Source organism: Colwellia sp. BRX10-9, assembly GCF_014077405.1.
GTDB lineage: Bacteria > Pseudomonadota > Gammaproteobacteria > Enterobacterales > Alteromonadaceae > Colwellia_A.
On sequence record NZ_JACGVV010000049.1, the window covers coordinates 1 to 18,938 of the forward strand.

29 protein-coding genes are annotated in these 18,938 nt (G+C 34.5%); 3 read left to right on the forward strand and 26 right to left on the reverse strand.

Features of this window, described 5'->3' with window-relative positions:
• Window positions 1-438: 438 nt before the first annotated feature.
• Entirely contained in the window at window positions 439-1,824 is a 1,386-nt protein-coding gene (locus H4J69_RS18330) for a lyase family protein (RefSeq protein ID WP_182252019.1), read from the forward strand.
• A gap of 290 nt (window positions 1,825-2,114) precedes the next feature.
• On the opposite strand, the gene H4J69_RS18335 is transcribed toward H4J69_RS18330, so the two are convergent.
• The gene (locus tag H4J69_RS18335) at window positions 2,115-2,633 is read right to left on the reverse strand and encodes a hypothetical protein (RefSeq protein WP_182215906.1); all 519 of its coding nucleotides are present in this window, start codon (window positions 2,631-2,633) and stop codon (window positions 2,115-2,117) included.
• 405 nt (window positions 2,634-3,038) lie between these two features.
• Here H4J69_RS18335 and H4J69_RS18340 point away from each other — a divergent pair, with 405 nt between their 5' ends.
• The gene (locus tag H4J69_RS18340) at window positions 3,039-3,221 is read left to right on the forward strand and encodes a hypothetical protein (RefSeq protein ID WP_182215904.1); all 183 of its coding nucleotides are present in this window, start codon (window positions 3,039-3,041) and stop codon (window positions 3,219-3,221) included.
• Window positions 3,222-3,382: 161 nt separating this feature from the next.
• On the opposite strand, the gene H4J69_RS18345 is transcribed toward H4J69_RS18340, so the two are convergent.
• The 23 genes from H4J69_RS18345 to H4J69_RS18455 all read right to left on the reverse strand — a co-directional run bounded on the left by H4J69_RS18345 (window position 3,383) and on the right by H4J69_RS18455 (window position 16,417).
• Entirely contained in the window at window positions 3,383-3,850 is a 468-nt protein-coding gene (locus tag H4J69_RS18345; protein ID WP_182250881.1) for an N-acetyltransferase, read from the reverse strand.
• Between the two features lie 83 nt (window positions 3,851-3,933).
• On the reverse strand, window positions 3,934-4,650 hold the full coding sequence (locus H4J69_RS18350; protein WP_182252020.1) for a riboflavin synthase subunit alpha: 717 nt from the start codon (window positions 4,648-4,650) through the stop codon (window positions 3,934-3,936).
• 528 nt (window positions 4,651-5,178) lie between these two features.
• Window positions 5,179-5,325, reverse strand: coding sequence for a hypothetical protein (locus tag H4J69_RS18355; RefSeq protein ID WP_182215898.1), 147 nt, complete (start codon window positions 5,323-5,325; stop codon window positions 5,179-5,181).
• 135 nt (window positions 5,326-5,460) lie between these two features.
• On the reverse strand, window positions 5,461-5,712 hold the full coding sequence (locus H4J69_RS18360; RefSeq protein ID WP_070376763.1) for a GlsB/YeaQ/YmgE family stress response membrane protein: 252 nt from the start codon (window positions 5,710-5,712) through the stop codon (window positions 5,461-5,463).
• A 115-nt stretch (window positions 5,713-5,827) separates the two neighbouring features.
• A complete protein-coding gene (locus tag H4J69_RS18365; RefSeq protein WP_182215896.1) occupies window positions 5,828-6,355 on the reverse strand; it encodes a DUF1439 domain-containing protein in 528 nt (175 codons plus the stop codon).
• Window positions 6,356-6,459: 104 nt separating this feature from the next.
• Window positions 6,460-6,699, reverse strand: coding sequence for a DUF2798 domain-containing protein (locus H4J69_RS18370; RefSeq protein ID WP_182215894.1), 240 nt, complete (start codon window positions 6,697-6,699; stop codon window positions 6,460-6,462).
• 175 nt (window positions 6,700-6,874) lie between these two features.
• Window positions 6,875-7,288: a hypothetical protein gene (locus tag H4J69_RS18375; protein WP_182215892.1), complete on the reverse strand. Its 414-nt coding sequence runs from the start codon at window positions 7,286-7,288 to the stop codon at window positions 6,875-6,877.
• 146 nt (window positions 7,289-7,434) lie between these two features.
• A complete protein-coding gene (locus H4J69_RS18380; protein WP_220465335.1) occupies window positions 7,435-7,875 on the reverse strand; it encodes a GNAT family N-acetyltransferase in 441 nt (146 codons plus the stop codon).
• 266 nt (window positions 7,876-8,141) lie between these two features.
• Complete coding sequence (locus tag H4J69_RS18385) at window positions 8,142-8,501, reverse strand: hypothetical protein (RefSeq protein ID WP_182242698.1); 360 nt, start codon at window positions 8,499-8,501, stop codon at window positions 8,142-8,144.
• Between the two features lie 97 nt (window positions 8,502-8,598).
• On the reverse strand, window positions 8,599-8,874 hold the full coding sequence (locus H4J69_RS18390) for a hypothetical protein (protein ID WP_182222628.1): 276 nt from the start codon (window positions 8,872-8,874) through the stop codon (window positions 8,599-8,601).
• Window positions 8,875-9,065: 191 nt separating this feature from the next.
• Window positions 9,066-9,260, reverse strand: coding sequence for a DUF4177 domain-containing protein (locus tag H4J69_RS18395; RefSeq protein ID WP_070376757.1), 195 nt, complete (start codon window positions 9,258-9,260; stop codon window positions 9,066-9,068).
• Window positions 9,261-9,350: 90 nt separating this feature from the next.
• Window positions 9,351-9,887: a TlpA disulfide reductase family protein gene (locus tag H4J69_RS18400; protein WP_182215886.1), complete on the reverse strand. Its 537-nt coding sequence runs from the start codon at window positions 9,885-9,887 to the stop codon at window positions 9,351-9,353.
• A 40-nt stretch (window positions 9,888-9,927) separates the two neighbouring features.
• Window positions 9,928-10,281: a hypothetical protein gene (locus tag H4J69_RS18405; RefSeq protein WP_182215884.1), complete on the reverse strand. Its 354-nt coding sequence runs from the start codon at window positions 10,279-10,281 to the stop codon at window positions 9,928-9,930.
• 133 nt (window positions 10,282-10,414) lie between these two features.
• Window positions 10,415-10,666, reverse strand: a complete 252-nt coding sequence (locus tag H4J69_RS18410; RefSeq protein ID WP_182218753.1) for a hypothetical protein — start codon at window positions 10,664-10,666, stop codon at window positions 10,415-10,417.
• A gap of 200 nt (window positions 10,667-10,866) precedes the next feature.
• A complete protein-coding gene (locus H4J69_RS18415; RefSeq protein ID WP_182218751.1) occupies window positions 10,867-11,466 on the reverse strand; it encodes a LysE/ArgO family amino acid transporter in 600 nt (199 codons plus the stop codon).
• Between the two features lie 227 nt (window positions 11,467-11,693).
• Complete coding sequence (locus H4J69_RS18420; protein WP_182252022.1) at window positions 11,694-12,230, reverse strand: GrpB family protein; 537 nt, start codon at window positions 12,228-12,230, stop codon at window positions 11,694-11,696.
• A 99-nt stretch (window positions 12,231-12,329) separates the two neighbouring features.
• Window positions 12,330-12,548, reverse strand: a complete 219-nt coding sequence (locus tag H4J69_RS18425; protein WP_070376751.1) for a DUF6500 family protein — start codon at window positions 12,546-12,548, stop codon at window positions 12,330-12,332.
• 198 nt (window positions 12,549-12,746) lie between these two features.
• Window positions 12,747-13,280, reverse strand: a complete 534-nt coding sequence (locus tag H4J69_RS18430; protein WP_182250888.1) for a DUF1569 domain-containing protein — start codon at window positions 13,278-13,280, stop codon at window positions 12,747-12,749.
• Window positions 13,281-14,151: 871 nt separating this feature from the next.
• Entirely contained in the window at window positions 14,152-14,493 is a 342-nt protein-coding gene (locus H4J69_RS18435; RefSeq protein WP_182252024.1) for a hypothetical protein, read from the reverse strand.
• Between the two features lie 125 nt (window positions 14,494-14,618).
• Window positions 14,619-15,158: a manganese efflux pump MntP family protein gene (locus H4J69_RS18440; protein WP_070376747.1), complete on the reverse strand. Its 540-nt coding sequence runs from the start codon at window positions 15,156-15,158 to the stop codon at window positions 14,619-14,621.
• A gap of 255 nt (window positions 15,159-15,413) precedes the next feature.
• On the reverse strand, window positions 15,414-15,617 hold the full coding sequence (locus tag H4J69_RS18445; RefSeq protein ID WP_182218411.1) for a DUF3565 domain-containing protein: 204 nt from the start codon (window positions 15,615-15,617) through the stop codon (window positions 15,414-15,416).
• Between the two features lie 108 nt (window positions 15,618-15,725).
• Window positions 15,726-16,145 carry an MAPEG family protein gene (locus H4J69_RS18450; RefSeq protein ID WP_182252026.1) on the reverse strand — a complete coding sequence of 140 codons (420 nt, stop codon included), beginning with the start codon at window positions 16,143-16,145 and terminating at the stop codon, window positions 15,726-15,728.
• A gap of 107 nt (window positions 16,146-16,252) precedes the next feature.
• On the reverse strand, window positions 16,253-16,417 hold the full coding sequence (locus H4J69_RS18455) for a hypothetical protein (protein WP_182230752.1): 165 nt from the start codon (window positions 16,415-16,417) through the stop codon (window positions 16,253-16,255).
• A 751-nt stretch (window positions 16,418-17,168) separates the two neighbouring features.
• On the opposite strand from H4J69_RS18455, the gene H4J69_RS18460 reads away from it, so the two are divergent.
• Complete coding sequence (locus H4J69_RS18460; RefSeq protein WP_182252028.1) at window positions 17,169-17,645, forward strand: hypothetical protein; 477 nt, start codon at window positions 17,169-17,171, stop codon at window positions 17,643-17,645.
• Window positions 17,646-17,650: 5 nt separating this feature from the next.
• On the opposite strand, the gene H4J69_RS18465 is transcribed toward H4J69_RS18460, so the two are convergent.
• Together H4J69_RS18465 and H4J69_RS18470 are read right to left on the reverse strand one after the other, a co-directional pair.
• Complete coding sequence (locus tag H4J69_RS18465; protein ID WP_182218404.1) at window positions 17,651-18,049, reverse strand: hypothetical protein; 399 nt, start codon at window positions 18,047-18,049, stop codon at window positions 17,651-17,653.
• Window positions 18,050-18,477: 428 nt separating this feature from the next.
• Window positions 18,478-18,744: a hypothetical protein gene (locus H4J69_RS18470; RefSeq protein ID WP_182218402.1), complete on the reverse strand. Its 267-nt coding sequence runs from the start codon at window positions 18,742-18,744 to the stop codon at window positions 18,478-18,480.
• Window positions 18,745-18,938 lie beyond the last annotated feature (194 nt).

Consider the following 18,938-nt stretch of genomic DNA (forward strand, 5'->3'; position numbering starts at 1 on the left):
ATAAATTTAATATAACAATATAACAATATAACAATGTAACAATGGTATTTATAAATTAATTTAATTAACGACTTTTGCGTAGTAGCCATAAATAATTTAAGTGTCTACTAGAAAATATTTTAAGCAACTATCGAGTTCTATATGGGCCTTAGTTGCCACAATTATTTTGATACCTTTAATTGCTCGCCCGGCGGTAAAAAGGTACTTATTGCACCTAAAAAATTAGCGTCTTTAAATTGGCAAGATAAAACGGTAACCTGTAGTCTTAATGTAGAGCAAATAAACTCATTCGCACAGTATCAGAGAGAAAAATTGAATGATGCTAATTACCTAAAGCGGTTAAGGCAAAACTAATATTTGAGAAATAACCCTATTCAATAGACTCTGTTCGACCTTTCTTTATGATTAATGTGCGTGATACTTAAAAAGGCTAACTAAATGCAAAAAAAAGACGATAAAACAACAGTTAATCAAAAGCATATAACTGCCTGTTTATACGGTAATGAAACAGCTAAATCATTAGCCAACTTCACCATTAGCGATTTAAAAATGCCACGCGCTTTCCTTTGGGCATTAGGCACAATCAAGAGCGCATCTGCACAAGCGAACCAAGAACTGGGTCTACTTGATGCAGATAAATCTGTAGCAATTCAATTGGCTGCCAAAGAAGTTGCGGATGGTTTCCACGATAATCAGTTTCCCGTTGATGTCTTCCAGACAGGGTCGGGAACCAGCACGAATATGAACGCAAATGAAGTGATTGCTTCATTAGTTAAGTTAAAAAGTAATCAAACCATAAACGTTCACCCTAATGACCATGTAAATATGGGACAAAGTTCTAACGATGTGATCCCCTCTTGTATCCACTTAAGTGCAGCAAAACTTATCGCTGAACAGTTATTACCCTCGCTAGAAAACTTACGTAACACCTTAGACAACAAAGCCGGTCAGCATCATGACACCATAAAAACGGGCCGTACTCATTTAATGGATGCAATGCCATTAAGTTTTGCTCAGGAAATAAGTGGTTGGAGTGCTCAAGTGAGTTATGCCTATGACCAGTTACAAAATAACTTACCAAGTTTATACAAGCTTGCCATTGGCGGCACAGCTGTAGGTACTGGAGTTAATACACACCCAGATTTTGCCACTATTGTCACTCGTACCTTAACCGAGAACACCGGTTTAACCTTCATGCCTGCCGATAATTATTTTCGGGCAATTAGTGCACAAGATACAGCGGTATGCATTAGCGGTATTCTTAAAACCACCGCGGTTAGTTTAAGTAAAATCAGCAATGATATTCGCTGGCTAAGCAGTGGACCATTAAATGGATTAAATGAAATTCGATTACCTGAACTACAAAAAGGTAGCAGTATTATGCCAGGGAAAGTCAACCCAGTGATCCCTGAAGCGGTTTTAATGGCTTGCACACAAGTCATCGGCAATGACACAACCATTACGTTGTCAGGACAATCTGGCAACTTCCAACTTAATACCATGCTACCTTTAATCGCTCATACGTTAGTGCAAAGTATTCAACTACTCAGCTCAAGCGCTAACACACTTGCTGATAAAGTTATCAAAGATATAAGCGTGAATCATGACGAAATTAAGCAAAATTTAGCAAAAAATCCAATTTTAGTAACCGCGTTAACTGACTTGATCGGCTATGAAAAAAGTGCTGAGATTGCTAAAAAAGCATACGTAGAAAAAAGAACCGTAATAGATGTCGCTATCGAACTAACCAATATTAGTGAAGCAGAGCTTATGGCAAGATTAGATCCTAAACAGCTAATTGGTGGTGTTAATAAAAGCCAATAACCGGTAGCTTTCCCAATAAAGAAAACTTTCCCCGTGATCTTTTTAGAGGTGATCACGGAGTTCTAACTCATCGATTAGTCGTTATTTAAGATGATATACCAAGCTTACTAACTCGTTAATCGTTCATTATTGAAATGGGTTAACTCAATGTTATTTTCAGTAAGAAAACTAAAAATCAAAAACAGTAAACATATTTCAATATCTGCCAATAATTAACCAGATAGTACTGTAGGCTAAATTTAATCGGAAAATATAATTTAATTAATTTTATAAATAATCGAGTTAGCTAATCAAGCTGGCTCAGCAGGCTTACTCAGTAAAGTGAAGGTATACACATAACCATAAATAGCGGTAATGATTATACTAGGTGTAACCGTTAACCATAAATTAGGCGTCTGGTTAATAAAGTTAACACCAATGGCAATGCTAGATTGAATCGCTATAGGTAAAAGTGGTGCTAACAAAGTACCTGGTATAGCGTTATTACTTAAATATTTAGCCGAGCGGTCTAAGGCATTTCTGAAGGTTCTAAAAATGGCGATGTTTTGTTTTGTTTTAGAAAACACTGTACAGATGATAGGCACAACAAATATTAATGAAAGATAACTTTGCCCAAATTTCGACACTGATTTTTCTAATATAAAAGTAAATAAAATAGTAATCGTGCCGCTTAATGTTCCTTGCACAATTGCCGATCTTAACACTAGTGATTGATCTTCACTGACTAAACCATTCGCCCAATATGACCAAGCAAAATAAAAACAAAATGAGATCCCCGCCGAAAGAATCAGTCTTACTCTAGATGACATATAAAGTTGCCTTACCTGCGCTTTAGTTAATTTTCCATACTACCGCTATAATGATGCCCTCGCGATAAATATTTATTTTCAACGACGTTGTTGCTTGATATTTTATTAACATGTGACCTGATAAAATTTAAAAGCTTCACGGCCATCTCGGCTTTTTAGAAAAGGCTTAGAGTCATCGACTAGTGAAAATAAATCGATAATTGCCAGCTTAGCTGACAGTATAATCAAACTCTAATCTTTAAATGTTAACAATTCGCAAATCCATCTCTGTATATTAATGGCTGATTATTCTTACCATATTAGCCAAAATTATCATTGAAATCAGCCTGACGAATTTTTGCACTAATATGTTCATAAAAAGATGATATGATAAGTTAAATTAATTTAACATAGCGAAGATTAGTAATGCGGATAAAATTAACTCAAGACCTAGTATGTGGCAATGACACTTTTTTAACGGGTGAAGAATACGAGGCAGTATTGATATTACCCCGTTCAACTACCGTAGAATTTATAGCTGACTCAGGTAAGAAAGTCAGAGCATTTAACTATGAATATACGACAGTAGCCTCTGCAACTGAAATATAGCAAGGTGAGTGCGATCACAGCCGTTTAACAGATCAATAAACGCTGAGAATCACAAAGTGGCTTAACTTAAGTTATATCAATTGATAGTAACCGCTTTCAAAACACTCAATAAACGTAGTGAACGACCCAGCAGCGTCACTACGTTTTAAAAATATAACAACCTATATCGTTTTAATCATCTGCACCGTTTCAGGTTTAAAACCTAACGTTTGGTAGAAGTCGTTTGCTTTTTTATTATTAGCGAAAACTTCCAGATGCATTAACCTGCACCCTAAATTTTTAGACCATTTCTCAGCAAACCCAATTAAAATCTTACCAACACCTAAACCCTGTGACTCAGGTGAAACAGCCAACAAAGGTATTGTTCCACACATCTCACCAGATATACTGTCTTTATGGGTTCTAACATGAATAAACCCCAAAGAAACATCACTTTTTTCAGCGATAAAGGTAACGTTGGCTTGTGATGATTCAGCAAGCATTTCAGCAATATAATCAAATTGCATTTTTTGAATAACATCGTCAGAATGCCAAGATAACTGAGCAACGTCAGCTAAAATAGGTGAAAGTTTAAAAATAAACGAATGATCACTGAATTTTGCTTCCCTAATGACTAGTTCGTTATCCATAAACACTCTACATTCACACTTAAATATCAATTAAATATTAGCCGTTTAAAACGGCTAATATCACGTAACAATAGCCTACTATTTTAGCTGTTTTTATTTATTGGGGATTTTACATTATGCCCTAAAGCATTAATATCAACGCCTTGTTCAGACAGAATTTTCTCAAATAACGGCAGTAAAGCCCCTAGATTTTCTTCCAGTGTATCGCGTAAAGTGTCAACAACAACTTGAGTGCCACGTTCTATCTCTATGTTAATATTTTCGCCAACAGTCTTAGCCTCAAACACTGTCATCCTTCGAGTCTCAGGAATTAACCAAACTTCAAACCACTGCTCTGTCTTATTCACTTGAGAAATGGTTAAACTAGCTCCGTTTAAGGCAATGTAGCCCTTTGGAAAGACATAGCGCTTCCATTCTTTTGACAAACCTAAACGGATACAATAATTGTCTTCTATGTGAGTAATGTTGACAATAGGGGTTTTAAAGTCCACATGCCCCGACAGAGGATGACCACCAATTTCAGCCCCCTCTTTAGCTGCTCGCTCTACATTGACACAAGTATTTTTTCCATATTCGCTGAGGGTCGTTATTAAAAGGCTTTGTAGCATTACATCAAACTTGACCCTAACTTCAGACACTATTTCAGTAACCGTCAAACATACTCCGTCGACAGAAACACTTGCTCCTATTTCTAGATCAGTGCAAAAACCTTTGTTGAAATCAATAACAAAAGTTCTGATACCCTTTTCATCTGTAATATCGATAATTTTAGCTGTCGATTGAATTATTCCTGTAAACATAAATATCTCTTCTTTAATTAGGCAACACGACTTAATACTCATACATTGTTAAGCAGTGAAAAAAATGAACGTTGTTGTCGGATAAGCTATGCCAATCAGTTTGTTGTTATCACTTAAGGATATCAAATTGTGTTGAATGGTTAGAAGTTTCGATCTGCATATTTAATTAAAAACATCAAAAACTATACTTTATTTTTCGCTGTGACCAAATAATAAATCAAATAAGATAGGGTCAATACGGTAGGAATTTTCAAGATTTTCCCTAGCCATCTCTCGTTCTTCTTTAGTTGCATCAGGTTAACCAAACGATTCATAGTAATCGCCAGCTTTGGCATTATTATGAGCTCTTTTATTTAATGCTGAACTGGAGAAACGACCGGTGAGTAAAAAGAAAACGATAAAAATAAAGACGCTGCAATAACACTTATCAGTAAACACAAGTTATATAAGCTAAAATAGTTGGCTAAAATTTGAAAAAAATAGCAAAGCCAACCTTATTTTATGACTTCAAGTAGAAGCTATCAGGTGTTATTTATCGTCATTTTCAGAGACAACTTGCTCGTCTTCTGACGGTACCTCCTCCACAGCTGATTTTTTCAAACGTTTTTCTTCCTTTTTTTTCTTTTTAGCTATTTCTTTCTGACGTTTTTCGAAAGAGTAATTTTGCTTAGCCACTCGTATTCTCCTCTGGGTATCTTAAATTTCTAGCATGAATAATACGGCATCCCCGGAATAATTGCGCCCTTGATTACGATTATAATAGATAAAATTAAGGGATAATGCTTTTATTTCATCTGTCGTATCAGGCTATTAGGCCTTTTTTATGATACCAACAACAAATATCAATATAACCGCCCCCGCAGTCGCCGTAACAATTGTACCAATGACTCCGCCAGCAGATATACCAAGTAAGCCAAAGACAAAGCCACCAACCACTGCGCCTATAATGCCAACAACGATATTACCGAGTAAGCCAAAGCCAGCCCCTTTCATTAACCTTCCCGCTAACCATCCGGCTAAAGCACCGATAGCTAGAAATATCACCAATTCTGTTAAATCCATAAATTCACCTCTGCTATTAAGTCTTTTTCAATGCGCGACAAACTGTCACATTACAATCGTAAAATATAAGTTGGCTATATCTACAGTAAACAACACTAGTCAACTGTTTGTTAATTTAAAACACACCAAGCGTTATAATTAATTTTTCATCTTTTACTTCCAATGATTTCAATACTGCTTTGGCTAATTTGTGTTTTACATTATCATCTTTAAATTTATAAACTGGATAAACGGCCATCACTTTTGAAAGCATGGCCTGCGCAATATCTTGTATTTTTGGAGTGAAATTTTTAGGAACTTTATCAATGGCTAAACTAATAATTGTAGGGTTTTTAAAATAAAACTCACCTTTTTTAGGCTCATAATCTAATGTGCCTTTAATCATTACTTCACCGCTACCCTTAATTCCACCGGGAGCACTAGCGTCAATATTTGCACGAATACCTATTTCATCACTTTCTTTTAGTAAATCTATTATAGGATTTGATAGGGTAACAGTGACAAAATATTTCTTTTTTTCGATTGGCATAAAAGCTGATATTTTTTCTTGTATCTCTTGTTCTGTGATTTCCTGTGTGTAATCTAACGCAACGGCAAACTGACTCAGTAGCGATAAAAAAACAAACATAATGCTTCGAAACATAACTTTTCCTTAAAAAATAACAACACTTTAAACAAAATATCAGCTAGCTAAAAATAAACGACACCGTAATAAATGCCAACTATTATTTTCGTCTAAATCATATATTAAATATTATGCTCTTCTTCGTGTAAAACAAAACTCACCAATTTATGTACAATAGGAGATATAATTAAAATAGTTGGAAAGGCAAAGATAAAAGCGAAACTCCACGCTTTTAACCATATAGGAACAATATTCGTCACCATACCTACGTTAAACACACTAATAACAAAAGACATTACGCAAGACATAAGTAACGCCATAAAAAAAGAAAATACAACTTTGTGATATTTACGTGAAATCATCTTAAATACTCATAGATTGTTCTAAGACTCAGTGTTTTGCTGAGATTAAAAAAAATTTTATGTCTGTTAACTTTGCGCTAAATAACCCCGTTCATTTATTAGCTTCGCCGGTAATTTAATTATTTATAAAATATCTATCAGGGAAAGAACCTAAGGTTGCCATTATTTAAACAGCTTATTGTATTTTTTTACAAGTAGACATATCTTTTGAAAGTTCTGTTATATATAAACCATTTTTACCGTGAAAGCGGTACACCATTATTACACCCAAATTGATAAAACTTTCTAACGCTTTATTCGCACATAATGTACCTATCAACACTTTCTCAATAATTGGTTCAAAAGCCTTTACATCAAGTTGATCAGCACTGTAATTTATCATAGTGTTATTATAGATAATGAAATTTTTGAATGTTGCTGCGTAATCAAGTCTTGTTTCTTCATCAATTATTTGAGCACCTTTAGCGTTAATTTTAGTAACTGCCTTAGTTAACTCTTGCGATAAAGATCGCTCTAATGGGGTCTGTTCAGCATGACACAACAACGATGTCGTTAAAGCGATAGGTAATATAATTTTTATTAAATCCATAAAGGTAATTTCCTTAAAAATCCCCAGATTAAAGGGATAAATTATTTTATTAAAATATATAGCACAACTCACCGTAACAAATTTAGTCGTTGCACTATAAAGCGCTGGTTTTACCTAAAATATCAACTGCAATTAAAGCAATAAATCTAACGAGTATACTCAAAACTCAGCAGGCCATCATTCATTGCAACTTCCCTAAAACCATTAGAAATCAACACTTTTTTAGACGCTTTATTTTCGGGTGCAGTATGAGCAATAATACTATTGGTTTCTTCGAAGGAGCAGGCATGAGAAATGAGCAGGTTAACAATTTCTGTTGCATAGCCACGACATTGCCAACTAGGTAGCACAGAATAGCCAATCTCAACTATTCCATTACTATCTGGGGGACCAAAATATCCACCTGATCCCACGAGAGTTCTTTCTCCTGAAACGGCAATATTTATAGCATACCAGCCATACCAACCTTCAGCTAATTTACCGCCTTTTTCGAAACAAGAAAGAAAAAACTCCATTGCATCTCGGTCATATTCACCGCTAGGCCAATCGCTTGAAACAGATGCATTTAATTTTTCAGAAAGTAACAAAGGTGTTTCAAGTTCAATGTGAAGATGAGCGGCTGATGATGATATTAATTCGATGCGTTTTGAATTTAAATTTTTAATAATTTTTATTTACTCTATCGATTACGTTTTTTAACACTTATCCGTCAAAGACTATTTCAGCTTCTGCTTCAACTTAATGAAAACCACTTAAGCATTTGATAAACAGTCAATTAAAGCCTTTTATTTGTTTGAAATGAATCAAAAAACAGCCCTCTTAATACTCATTCTCAATGACTTATATCGCAAAATCACTCAGAAATAAAATAATAACCTTTAAATAAAGCGGGACGAAATGCAAAACCACTTAATGCTCTTAGTGGTGTATAAGATATTATATTGCCGGTTGAGACAAAACTTGAAACAACTCTTAACTGACCGTTTTCAAATTTAAATTTTAGCTGCTCATCGAGCGCGTAAACTCGACTGCTAACACCGCAATTAAAAGTGATGGCAGGTTCAAATTTATGGGTCAGCGTATCCATTTCGTTTATGGGTAATAGCTTACTCATAAGCATGCCATCAATATTAACCGCATACTTATTCAAAAAATCCTCTGCCGCAGTGCAAGACAAGGAAAAGCTTAATAGTATAAATGATAGTGTTTTCATTCGATCTCCCTATCGTTCTTTGTCGCTAAAGTTGAGGTCTGTAATAAACGGGCCCTCAACTGTAATTTATCCGTTTGATTCACTTGTTTTAAAGTCTTTATAATACAGTAAAAGCAAAGGTTAATTTACAATCGATATATTTAAGCATGCGATTGACTATCACAGGTATATCAAAGCATTTAGTACCTGAATCCGAGCTAACCGATACAAATATATCACAGTCTTCAATATTAACTCTTTGTCGGACATAATAGTCACTAATGTCGTCGAAGTTAGTGTCTGTTAAGGGTACACAAACAACATAAACATTATTTTCAACATTTTTATCGCACAATGAGCCTAGTATCTCTCGCTCGAGTGTAAAGGCTTGCATCTTATCTAATCGATTGAACCTGAAGCTTATTGAAGCCCTAGTCTTTGAATTTTCCACCAAACTCTCTATTTTGTATAACGCCAAATAATCAGCGAAGTAATGTAAGCTAAATAATACAACGAAGTTAAATAACGTCGCCAGTGCTATGAAGTGATAGTAAACGGGTTAAGTATTCTAGACCTGTAAATGACCTAAATTTCTTTTTTCATTACGCCTGCGAACTCAAGACCACCTTCAAGTTCACGAAAATCTACGTTAACCAGTTCCCAACCAGCACTGCCAAGTGTATTGAGATAACTTTCAACATCTTCTCGTTTTCTCCCTTTAAACAGTCCTGCTGTCTCAACATCTCTGGTATCTACTATTTTATATTTGTACTGTTTCATCAATTTTATCCTCAAAATAATTAAATAATGCCGGCCTCAAACTTAACTAAGGAGGTTTATTACCCGCCCTTAAATTGTTGCTTATAAATTCTATATTTTATTTAAAGATACGCCATCCCTTAAAACTGATTGCCATTGGGTAAGTTGATTTAATTTATAGCTTCTCTCGATAATATTTGTGTCTCTATCAAGCTTTACTACATAAGGAACGGCACGCCCTTCGTTTCCAAAATAACGTTTCTGCAAGGCCATTGTGCCCTCACTAGCTATCCACACTTTACCCGTAAAACCAGTTTTAATTAACATGCGGTTAATTTCATCAATATCTTCATCCAAGGCAACAGCTAATAAATTAATGGGTAATTGCTTATTAGCGGTCACTTTCTCTAGCGTCATTAAAGATTTGTAGCAAGGAGTGCACCACGAAGCAAAAAAATAAATAACGGTATCGTTCCCCTTAAGTTCATCAAAAGAATGACGACTTCCTTGAAGGTCTATTAAATCTATTCTTTGAATGGGCTTGTTTACAACAGATGTAAAAGATGGCGATAAAAAGCCCAGATAGTTTGCCCCAGCAAAGCCAATAAAAAATAATATAGGTAAAGAAATTAACATCCATTTTTTCAACGTCGTACTCCAATGTTTATTTAGCGCTGCTTAACTAGTCTTATTTGTCATCAGCCTGATAAGTGAATAAACCAATGAGTGCTTCACTCACGAAAATAACACCATACTGAATAACAACAACAAACATAAATCCAATACCTGCTTGAGCAGAAGGCGTTATGCCAAATAATAATACTGCGCATAATAGTGAAACAATAACGCCAGCTATCGCCCTACACCCTATTAAAAAAGGGCTACTATAAGCGGCTCGATTTGCAAGCAAAAATACCAGCAGGTAAGGGAGCAAAATAAAAATAGCTTCCCAAAAACCAAACCCCCAATATTTATAAGTAACCGCTATTAAACTAATTAACGATAAGGCTTTACTATATTTATAAAGATTCAATTTAATCATTTGCATTCCTTTGCTCATCCGCTCTCAGTAGAGAGTAATATTATCATTGGCAAAATGCCAAATTAGTAGCACAGCTATTTACGTTATTGCCTGCCCTATTTAATTTATTATCGTTAAGTTTAACTAGTTTACTTTAGGTTTTTTCAAGAATACTTTTAAGTTCAGCCCTTAAACGTATTAGAGAGTCTAAGTGATTGTTTGAGGATTTTACCCCTCCATATTCAGCTTGTCTAGATTGAGAAAATTTAACAATATTTAAGGCCATGTCTATTTTCTCAACTAAAGCAGCACCCTCTTCAGGTATCGGTTTTATCCACTGTAATGAAGTTGATAGATCTTCAGTCCCTTTTTTAGATAATAATTTTATTAATTCACACGCGTTCATATAATACCTTTACTGATTATGCCCATTTATAGGCAATAAATATCTAGCTAAAATATTGAGGAGATTATAATAACTATTTTTTGTTTAACTAAGCCTATAAGTCCCAAACCAACAAAAGTTAATAAAAGACCTATTGCTGTGATCAGATACACACATTTTCCCTTGGCAACCAACAGTCAATTCGCTGTTAAGTATACCTTTTAGCTAAAGATTAACGTTAAAGCAATAATGAGCATAGTAAGCCCAACAATAAATTCTAGCACTTGCCATGACTTTGGTTGTTGAAATAGCGGGGCTAAAAATCTTGCTCCATAACCCAAACTAAAAAAGAAAGTGAATGAAGCTGAAATTGCCCCTAAGGTAAATTCAATTTGCTTTCCCTCATATTGTGTTGAAATGCTCCCTAAAAGCACCATAGTATCGAGGTAAACATGAGGATTTAACCATGTAAAAGCAAGACAGATGGCAATCGTTTTTAAGACTGAATGCTGTACTTTAGCTTCTGGTGTTAAGACATGACGTTGACTGAATGCTGACTTAAAACTCAGTGCAGAATAAACAAGAAGAAACAAAGCACCGCCATAACGGGCATACGTTTCAATAAAAGGATACTCATTTACAATAGCGCCAAACCCTGCAACACCCAATGAAATTAAAATAGCGTCAGAAATAGCACAAATAGTACAAATTAATAAAACATGTTGTTTTTTAATTCCCTGCTTCAAAACAAAAGCATTCTGAGAACCTATTGCAAGGATAAGAGAGAGGCTAAGAAAAAATCCTGCGAAAAAAGTTGTCATATAAATTATCTTTTCTAGTTGAATAAAAATCAAACACTACGATTAACCCTTTATACTGGGGGCAATAAAATAGCTTTTGTTAGCAGCTAAGTAAACTTTAAAGTTTACGAATGCCGCTGTGCGGCTATTAGGCACATAGCGTGTTGAGATACTTGCTTTAACCCGAAGGCTTTGTTCTTGTATAGATTAAATATTTTTTTCAGATAGCACTCATTGTAAAATCATTTTCATGATGTGAGTTTATTTTCATGTAAAACTTGCTGAATATACGGCCACTTTTTCTTAGTGTATTCATCCCTATCGTCTTTATAAGTAATGGCTAATTCTTGTTTTAAATTTGCGTATCCGTTAGCGATAACTGAGTTTGAACGTAATAAATTTCTGAACCTTAAACGTTCATTCCAGAGTGGGCTTTCAAACGGCACCAAATGTAAGTGATGTGTGCGAAATTCATCTGAAGGTTTGCAAAACCAATGCATAACTTCAGGCTTATAAGGCCAATATTTATAACCGTTTTGGACAAACGCTATAATAGCAGGTTGAGCGAGTTCCAAAGACTTAACGCCAAACATTATATCTATTATCGGTTTCGCAATCATGCCCGGAACAGCAGTACTACCTACATGTTCAACAGAACCATAAAGCCAATCACCTGCAACAGCTATTAGGCGTTTTTTTTCTGCTGCAAATTTATCATCCCAAGATGGATTATACGCTTCTAGAACGATTGCGGCTTGACTGATATTTTGTAGTTCCTTTGTCATTAAACCTCACCAAGTGCGAAATCACAGTCGATTATTATATTAAGTGCAGTGAAAAAATTGGGGTTAAATTTTATCAATTATGCGATTGGTTATCTTCCATTACAAACCATTTTCTACCATGGTTTTAATTTTAATAGCCTTAACGAAATGATCTAATCTGTGAGTCTGTATCCACCATGTTGCAACTTCCATAAGTAGTTCAGGTGTTTCATTTTTATTAGCAAAAAAGGCATAAAATGATAGTCCAACGTTGTCACCATTACTCGCTATTTTTTTATTACAAACGTCGATAATTTTTAATCGTAACTCTGCTTTCATTGTTTACTCATCGCCTTTAAATTTACCATTAACCCACAGACCTATAAGGTATATTAACGGCTTTATCTTTTATAAACATCAAACTATGCAAATACCTGATGAGTCAGTTAACGTTTCTATTTTAGATTCAATTAACAGAAACTATGTAAAGCACTTAACATTAATTTGAGTGATTTTAGTGACTTGACCACGGCATTGTTAAGTCTTTATCTCTTGAAGATGGTTATATAAATGCATGACATGTGCTATTTCATACTCCGCTTTCGATAGCTCACCGTAGGCAAAATGCGGCGCAAGAATCCCCTGATAACGGCTAAAGTTGAGCAGAGATTGTTTTAAACGAATGAGTGCGTGTGTTGAGTCTAGATGTTTAATAATAATTGGAGCACTTGGAATAGGCTCTCCTAAGTCATGTGTCATCTTACCCTTAGATGCAAAAATCGAGAATGCGAGTTGACCAACCGTACTCTTAAATAAATTCGATTTATGTTCTGGAAATTCAGACATTGAAAACTCTACACTTTGTGCGCAATGGGTAAATATTTGATATGGGTTCCATTCGCCTTGGTGGATAAGACTTTCATCAGATAAATCATCTAGCTTTTTTAAAGCCATCTCTACGGTAAGGCTATTTTTATTGCCCTCTTTAATCAGGGTAAATGCGCCTGCACCTACTCCTAAAATAACTCCGCCACCTACCAGTGAAGCTTTAACAAACTGTCTACGTTTCATTTCAAATCCTTAAAAACTATTCTCCCAATAGGAGGCTAAGTTTAGTGAACTAAAGGTTATTGACCGTCCTAGACAAAAAAGCACAGCTAAAATTTGCCCGACTTGAATGACTTATGTTGGCACTGTTATAAGAGTTGTTATTTAAATCGACCTTAAAGTAAAAACATTAAGTATCGTTCGACTTTCTCTCTTGTTCCATTTTAGCCATTCTAATATTTAATTCTATAAGAGACTTTTGAATATCCATTAACACAGGATTAGATTTAGAATGGTTCCTTATTTCTTCTTCACGAAAGCCGAGTCTGGAATCAAGGTAACCAATAATCAACGACAACAAAACGAAAGTGAACAATATAATAGGCACTGCAATCATTGGACTTGTAAAGACAAATTCAGTGACAAAATTATCACCTAGTGATTTAATAAAAACGAAAATTATCAGGAGGAATTGTACATATCCAATATACATTTTCGACCTATCTATGTAGACCTTCCATCGAATCAAAGTTTTTTTGTTAAGTCGTGAAATCAAGTAAACTCCTAGGGGTATGACGCCACATTAAGCGTCAGAATATCAGGTAAAGTATTAGGACGAAGCAAACGATATTTCTTTGCAAGGATATGTGAATACCCCTTACTGAGAAATTATTGATACCGCATCACCCTGGCATTTTGGGCTGCCCAGCAATTATTAATAAGATCTACAGGTGAAGTCCAGCAAACATAATCCCATTTTACTGCGCTAAAGTTACCACAAAAAAGAACTCAAACAAGCAGGAAATCATTTAATTAGCACCGTGAGTAAATATAACCTCCGCTAAGCGACTAAGCGCAGTTTACTAGCGCTAGCAAAAGGCTACTTTAGCTTTAATTAGCTAGTGTGATTTTCTTGTGAGATAAAGTTTTTTTCCATAATGTCTATAATAACAGCCTCTGACAGTTCATTTAGTGCGTATTCAGCCGACGAATAAATATCACCTTCTTTGCTACCCAATGCTATTTCTATAGTATCAGGCTTCTCATCATGGATGAGTACAACGATCTTCCTGTTCTGGGCTATGCAATCAATGGTAATCGCATCAGCTTTCATGCCTTGGTTACGTAGGTTTTTATCCATTATGCCCATCAATGTATCAACATTATCAAATTGGTTGTAGAACGAGTCATTCGCCTTAGCGACAATCTCTGATACCTTTTTTAGTGTACTTTTCATTTTATTAACCTCAACAAAGATAAATACCCTACCCAAGGATAAGTAATTATTAGCTATATTTATAAGAAATGGCGCGAATCAAGTGTGAACGATCATTGTAAACGTGTTGAATACCGATTAAACCTCTAATTTAATAAGATATTTATGCCTATTAAAATCAAAGTGACACCACCCAAGAATTCAGCCTTACTTTCTAACCAAGTACCCGTTTTAGCGCCAATTAACACGCCCAACCAACTGAAGAAAAAAGTCATGCTACCAATAATAAAGCAAGCGACGAATGGATTTACAGCTAAAATGGTAAAAGTAAAGCCAGCTGCCATGGCATCAATACTGGTAGCGATGGCAAGTATTAGCATAACGCGATGAGTTACTTTTACAATATCATCTTCTATGCCTTCAGAAAAAGATTCATAAATCATTTTAACACCTATGAGCAAAAGCAATAAAAAGGCTAGCCATGTAGCATAAGACTCCATCCAACCTAGTATTCCTCGTCCTCCAAGATAACCCAATAAAGGCATCACCCCTTGAAATAGCCCAAAATATACTGCTGACATTAATGCCAAAGGTGTAACCTTGCTATTGTGTTTTGCCCCTAAGCCAATTGATACTGCAAAAGCGTCCATACTCAATGCCACAGCTAAAATTAATACTTCATTCATTAAGCAATTCGACCGTTAAATAAAAAAACATAAAAAAACCAACACCAAATTAAAAGTAAATTACAGATAAAGGAATGTTGACTAGAATAAAAGATACACTGTTTTGTTGGTTGTTATAGAGTTCAAGGTCCGAGCCTTAAAACGATAGTTGTAAAAAAGCCACCTAATCGACTAATTAGACCAATAAAACCTGCTAGGTATCTTACTAAGCACTCATTTCACCATCTAGCGTAGAGAGAATAAATGCTAAGGTTATTATAGATCTGATGGCTGCCCTAAGTCACATTTTTTACACTTTAATAGGTGGCCTAACAACGAATCGCGTCCCTTTTCTGTTATTACCCAAGGGCGACTTATAAAAGGAGGGTTATGTCTGACATGCTGAAAGTGACCACATTTTAATTCAGCGACCCAATCATCTTCTTCATCTTTATGATAACCGACAATAGATTGATTCATTAATACCTATCACAATTTGTTTAGAGGTGAAAAATAATCGTTAAATAACAGAGTAAAAAACAACGACCAAGGACTCATCCAAGTTTTAAATATAATATCAAATAAATTTTATTTGCTTAGTATATCTAAAGCTAAAATTCCCCACATAAATAATACCGCTAAAAAATTTATATTAAATACACTGCCTCTCAGGCGAATGTTTGTTGAAACTATCTGAACAATACTATGCACCACACGTCCGATAACAAACATCCAAGCAGCCCATAAATATGCGCTTTGATATAAATCGGGCCGCGCAATTAAAATGATACAGATAACATAAAATAATACCGGCCATTCAAATTGATTTGAGAGATTAGCGCTAGTGCTTTTCTCTAAGTTAAAAAAGGAATGACAATCATCTGGATTTTCAACAGTACCCCAAATATTTGGAGCACGTATTATTGTTAGTAATACATACAGAATGACTACCCATAAAACATAAGATAATAATGGTGCAAATAAAGCGTATTCATTGATAACTTTCATATTATAAAATTCACCTAGCGCCTTCTAAAAGACTAATAATGCTTAGCTAAAATATCGAGGAATAAAAAAGCCAATGGTTTGTTATATATAAAAAATAAAATTTTACGTTATTTGTTTGCGGCTACCGGCTTAGAAAAGAAAACAAAAGGGATCGCTAATGGACCAACAAGCAGTGCTGCTAGCACCCATAATGTTTTATTAGCATTACGGTATTTAGCTACATAAAAACACAAAACCATACTGATTAAACTTATAATAAATAAGATCACCATTATTATTCACTCCAATCTATAAATAAAGACACTAAAATTAAACAGACGGTTATAGAGACAAATAATGTTCCATTAAAAAGCAAGTTATTGATGGTAAAATAGTCGATGAAGGAGTAAATAGCTAACGGTTATTTTTATACTTGGTATTTTATTATATTTTAATTGTTTAGATAAGCTACTAACACAATGGATAGCACATAAAAGGATATTCCTAACAGACAGATTAAATTGATTTTTTTAGACTTTATCTTCTTAAAAGAAGCAAAATCATGAAATTCTATTTTAAACTGACCCAAGGTCAGTATTTTTAGAATCAAGCCGCCAGTCGTATAAAAAATAAATCCAAATATAGTCTCAATTAATAACCAAACAAATATATCTATAACGAAACTCATACGACTTACTCCTAAAAAAAAATTTCCATTAGTTACTGATTTTTAATGGAATGTTTGGCAAAAAACAAAAACGTTTATCTGTCAATAATGTAGCTTACTTATTGATGACATATTCTTTAACATCAAATGATTCAACTAACGAAAACATCTTACTATTTAAGCCAAAGTCACGAAAATTATCTAATGCTATTTGGTCTTGCCATTTTTCAAATATGTTAACTTGGTTAGATTCAATGGGAACATGCTCTTTTTAGCATAACTTGTTAGGCCGTCACCTGACAAAAATATACTTTTGTTCGAAATTAATAAGCGTTTAAACATGTCTAGTAATTATCAAAACACACCAAGAGTAACAAATGAATACCAAAAATTTCACCAATATATTTTTAATTGGCATTTTTTCTAGTATTGCCTTTATTGTAATCCAACCTTTATTTGGAATGCTTACGTTAACTTCAAGACACGCATCAGCATATATAAACGTAGGTAATTATAATGAAACTACCGCCATTGTATTATCATGGCTTGTACACAGTAGCGTATCCGTGTTCTATACGTTTATTGCTAGCATTATTTATAACTTTAACGCTTCATATTTAGTAAGTGTTGCGCAAGTAATAATTTTAGGATGGTTAACAACACTTTCAGCAACCCCTGCCAATGAATGGGTTGTAAAGCTGATAACTACAGGACAATTTACATCAATTACGTCTTTATCTGAGTTGAACACTGAAATTGGCCCTAAATTGTGGCTTCATATTTTATTTTTTGCATTCGTATTAACCGGACTGGGACTTACTAGATTAATCAGTTCACCCAAAATATCCGTTTAAACAATTTATAAGCTCACTGCATATGAAGCTTGAATTAATTTTTCAGCTTCTTTAATAGTCAAATTTGATGATTTACAAATGACATAACCATTAACTTGAGAGATGATATATTTAGGGGGAAGGTCTCTGGGAATATGTTCAAACTCTCTTTCTACAAGCTCAATTGCGGTAAAACCAGCGGTACCACATAACTGCGTAGCTCTACGATTAAAGATTTTATGAGCAGCCTTATGGTCACTCCATGGGGCAAAATTTGTTTTTGCTACAATAGAATAAAGCCCTTTCTGAAGCTTATTGTCAGAAAATCCACCACCTAAGGCATTTGGCCCATTATTCAAATTATGATTGGACACAGTACAACCACTTAACAAAAAGACTAATACAACACACTTTGAAATTTCCAATATCATTCCTTTAATATATAACGCCCTATAACAAGCAAAAATTAATTAGCTAAAATGCTCAGCGACCTCAGAAAAGCGAGCTATGTTGCATTTATACCAATGCTAGAATAATTAATAACCCAACCTTCACTCAAAAAAACATTACAATTAAACTGCTTTTAAGGGTAACTTAAATAAGGTGTACAAATTATTTTTTAGATCCACAGGCAATAAAGGCGATATAATATTAAGTATGGAACCGCTTAAGTGATCCGATAAAATAGAGTCGAAGATTATTTTTAGTCTTAAAAATTTGAGCACGTTTAGCGTTTTTATACTGCCATGTTTTATCATTACTTTGCGTGAAAGCGCTTTCCATAGTTATTAAGTCACCTGAGTGAGCTAAAAAATAGTTAATCCCCCATTTGAAAGACTTATTATATGCCCCTCTAAATCACACCACCGGCTTTCAAAATAATTGCCGTTACTGCCAACAAAAACGCCCCTGAATAAACCATTTTCCCAGAATATGCGGCTTTGTCCCAATTCATAGCACAATAAACTAATGAAAGAGGAAAGCACAAAAATACAGACCAACCAAATAAGTGCTGTTTATTTCCCAGAGCTACAATAGCAGCAAAAATCGAACCTATAACCAATAGCATTAACCCTATGGACCCAGTTAATAACGCCACTACTATAATGTTTTGAACCATACTTAACTCACACCTGTATTTACGATAAAAATGGAGAAATAATACCACGTTAAGAGCTAAATCTGTTAGGTACAAACAACAGCCAACTGTTATTTAGTGGTGCATTAATGCCTTGTAATGTAACTATGCTAGATTGGTAAAAAATAACTAATAGCTAATAACTAATAGCTAATAGCTAATAGCTAACTCTATTG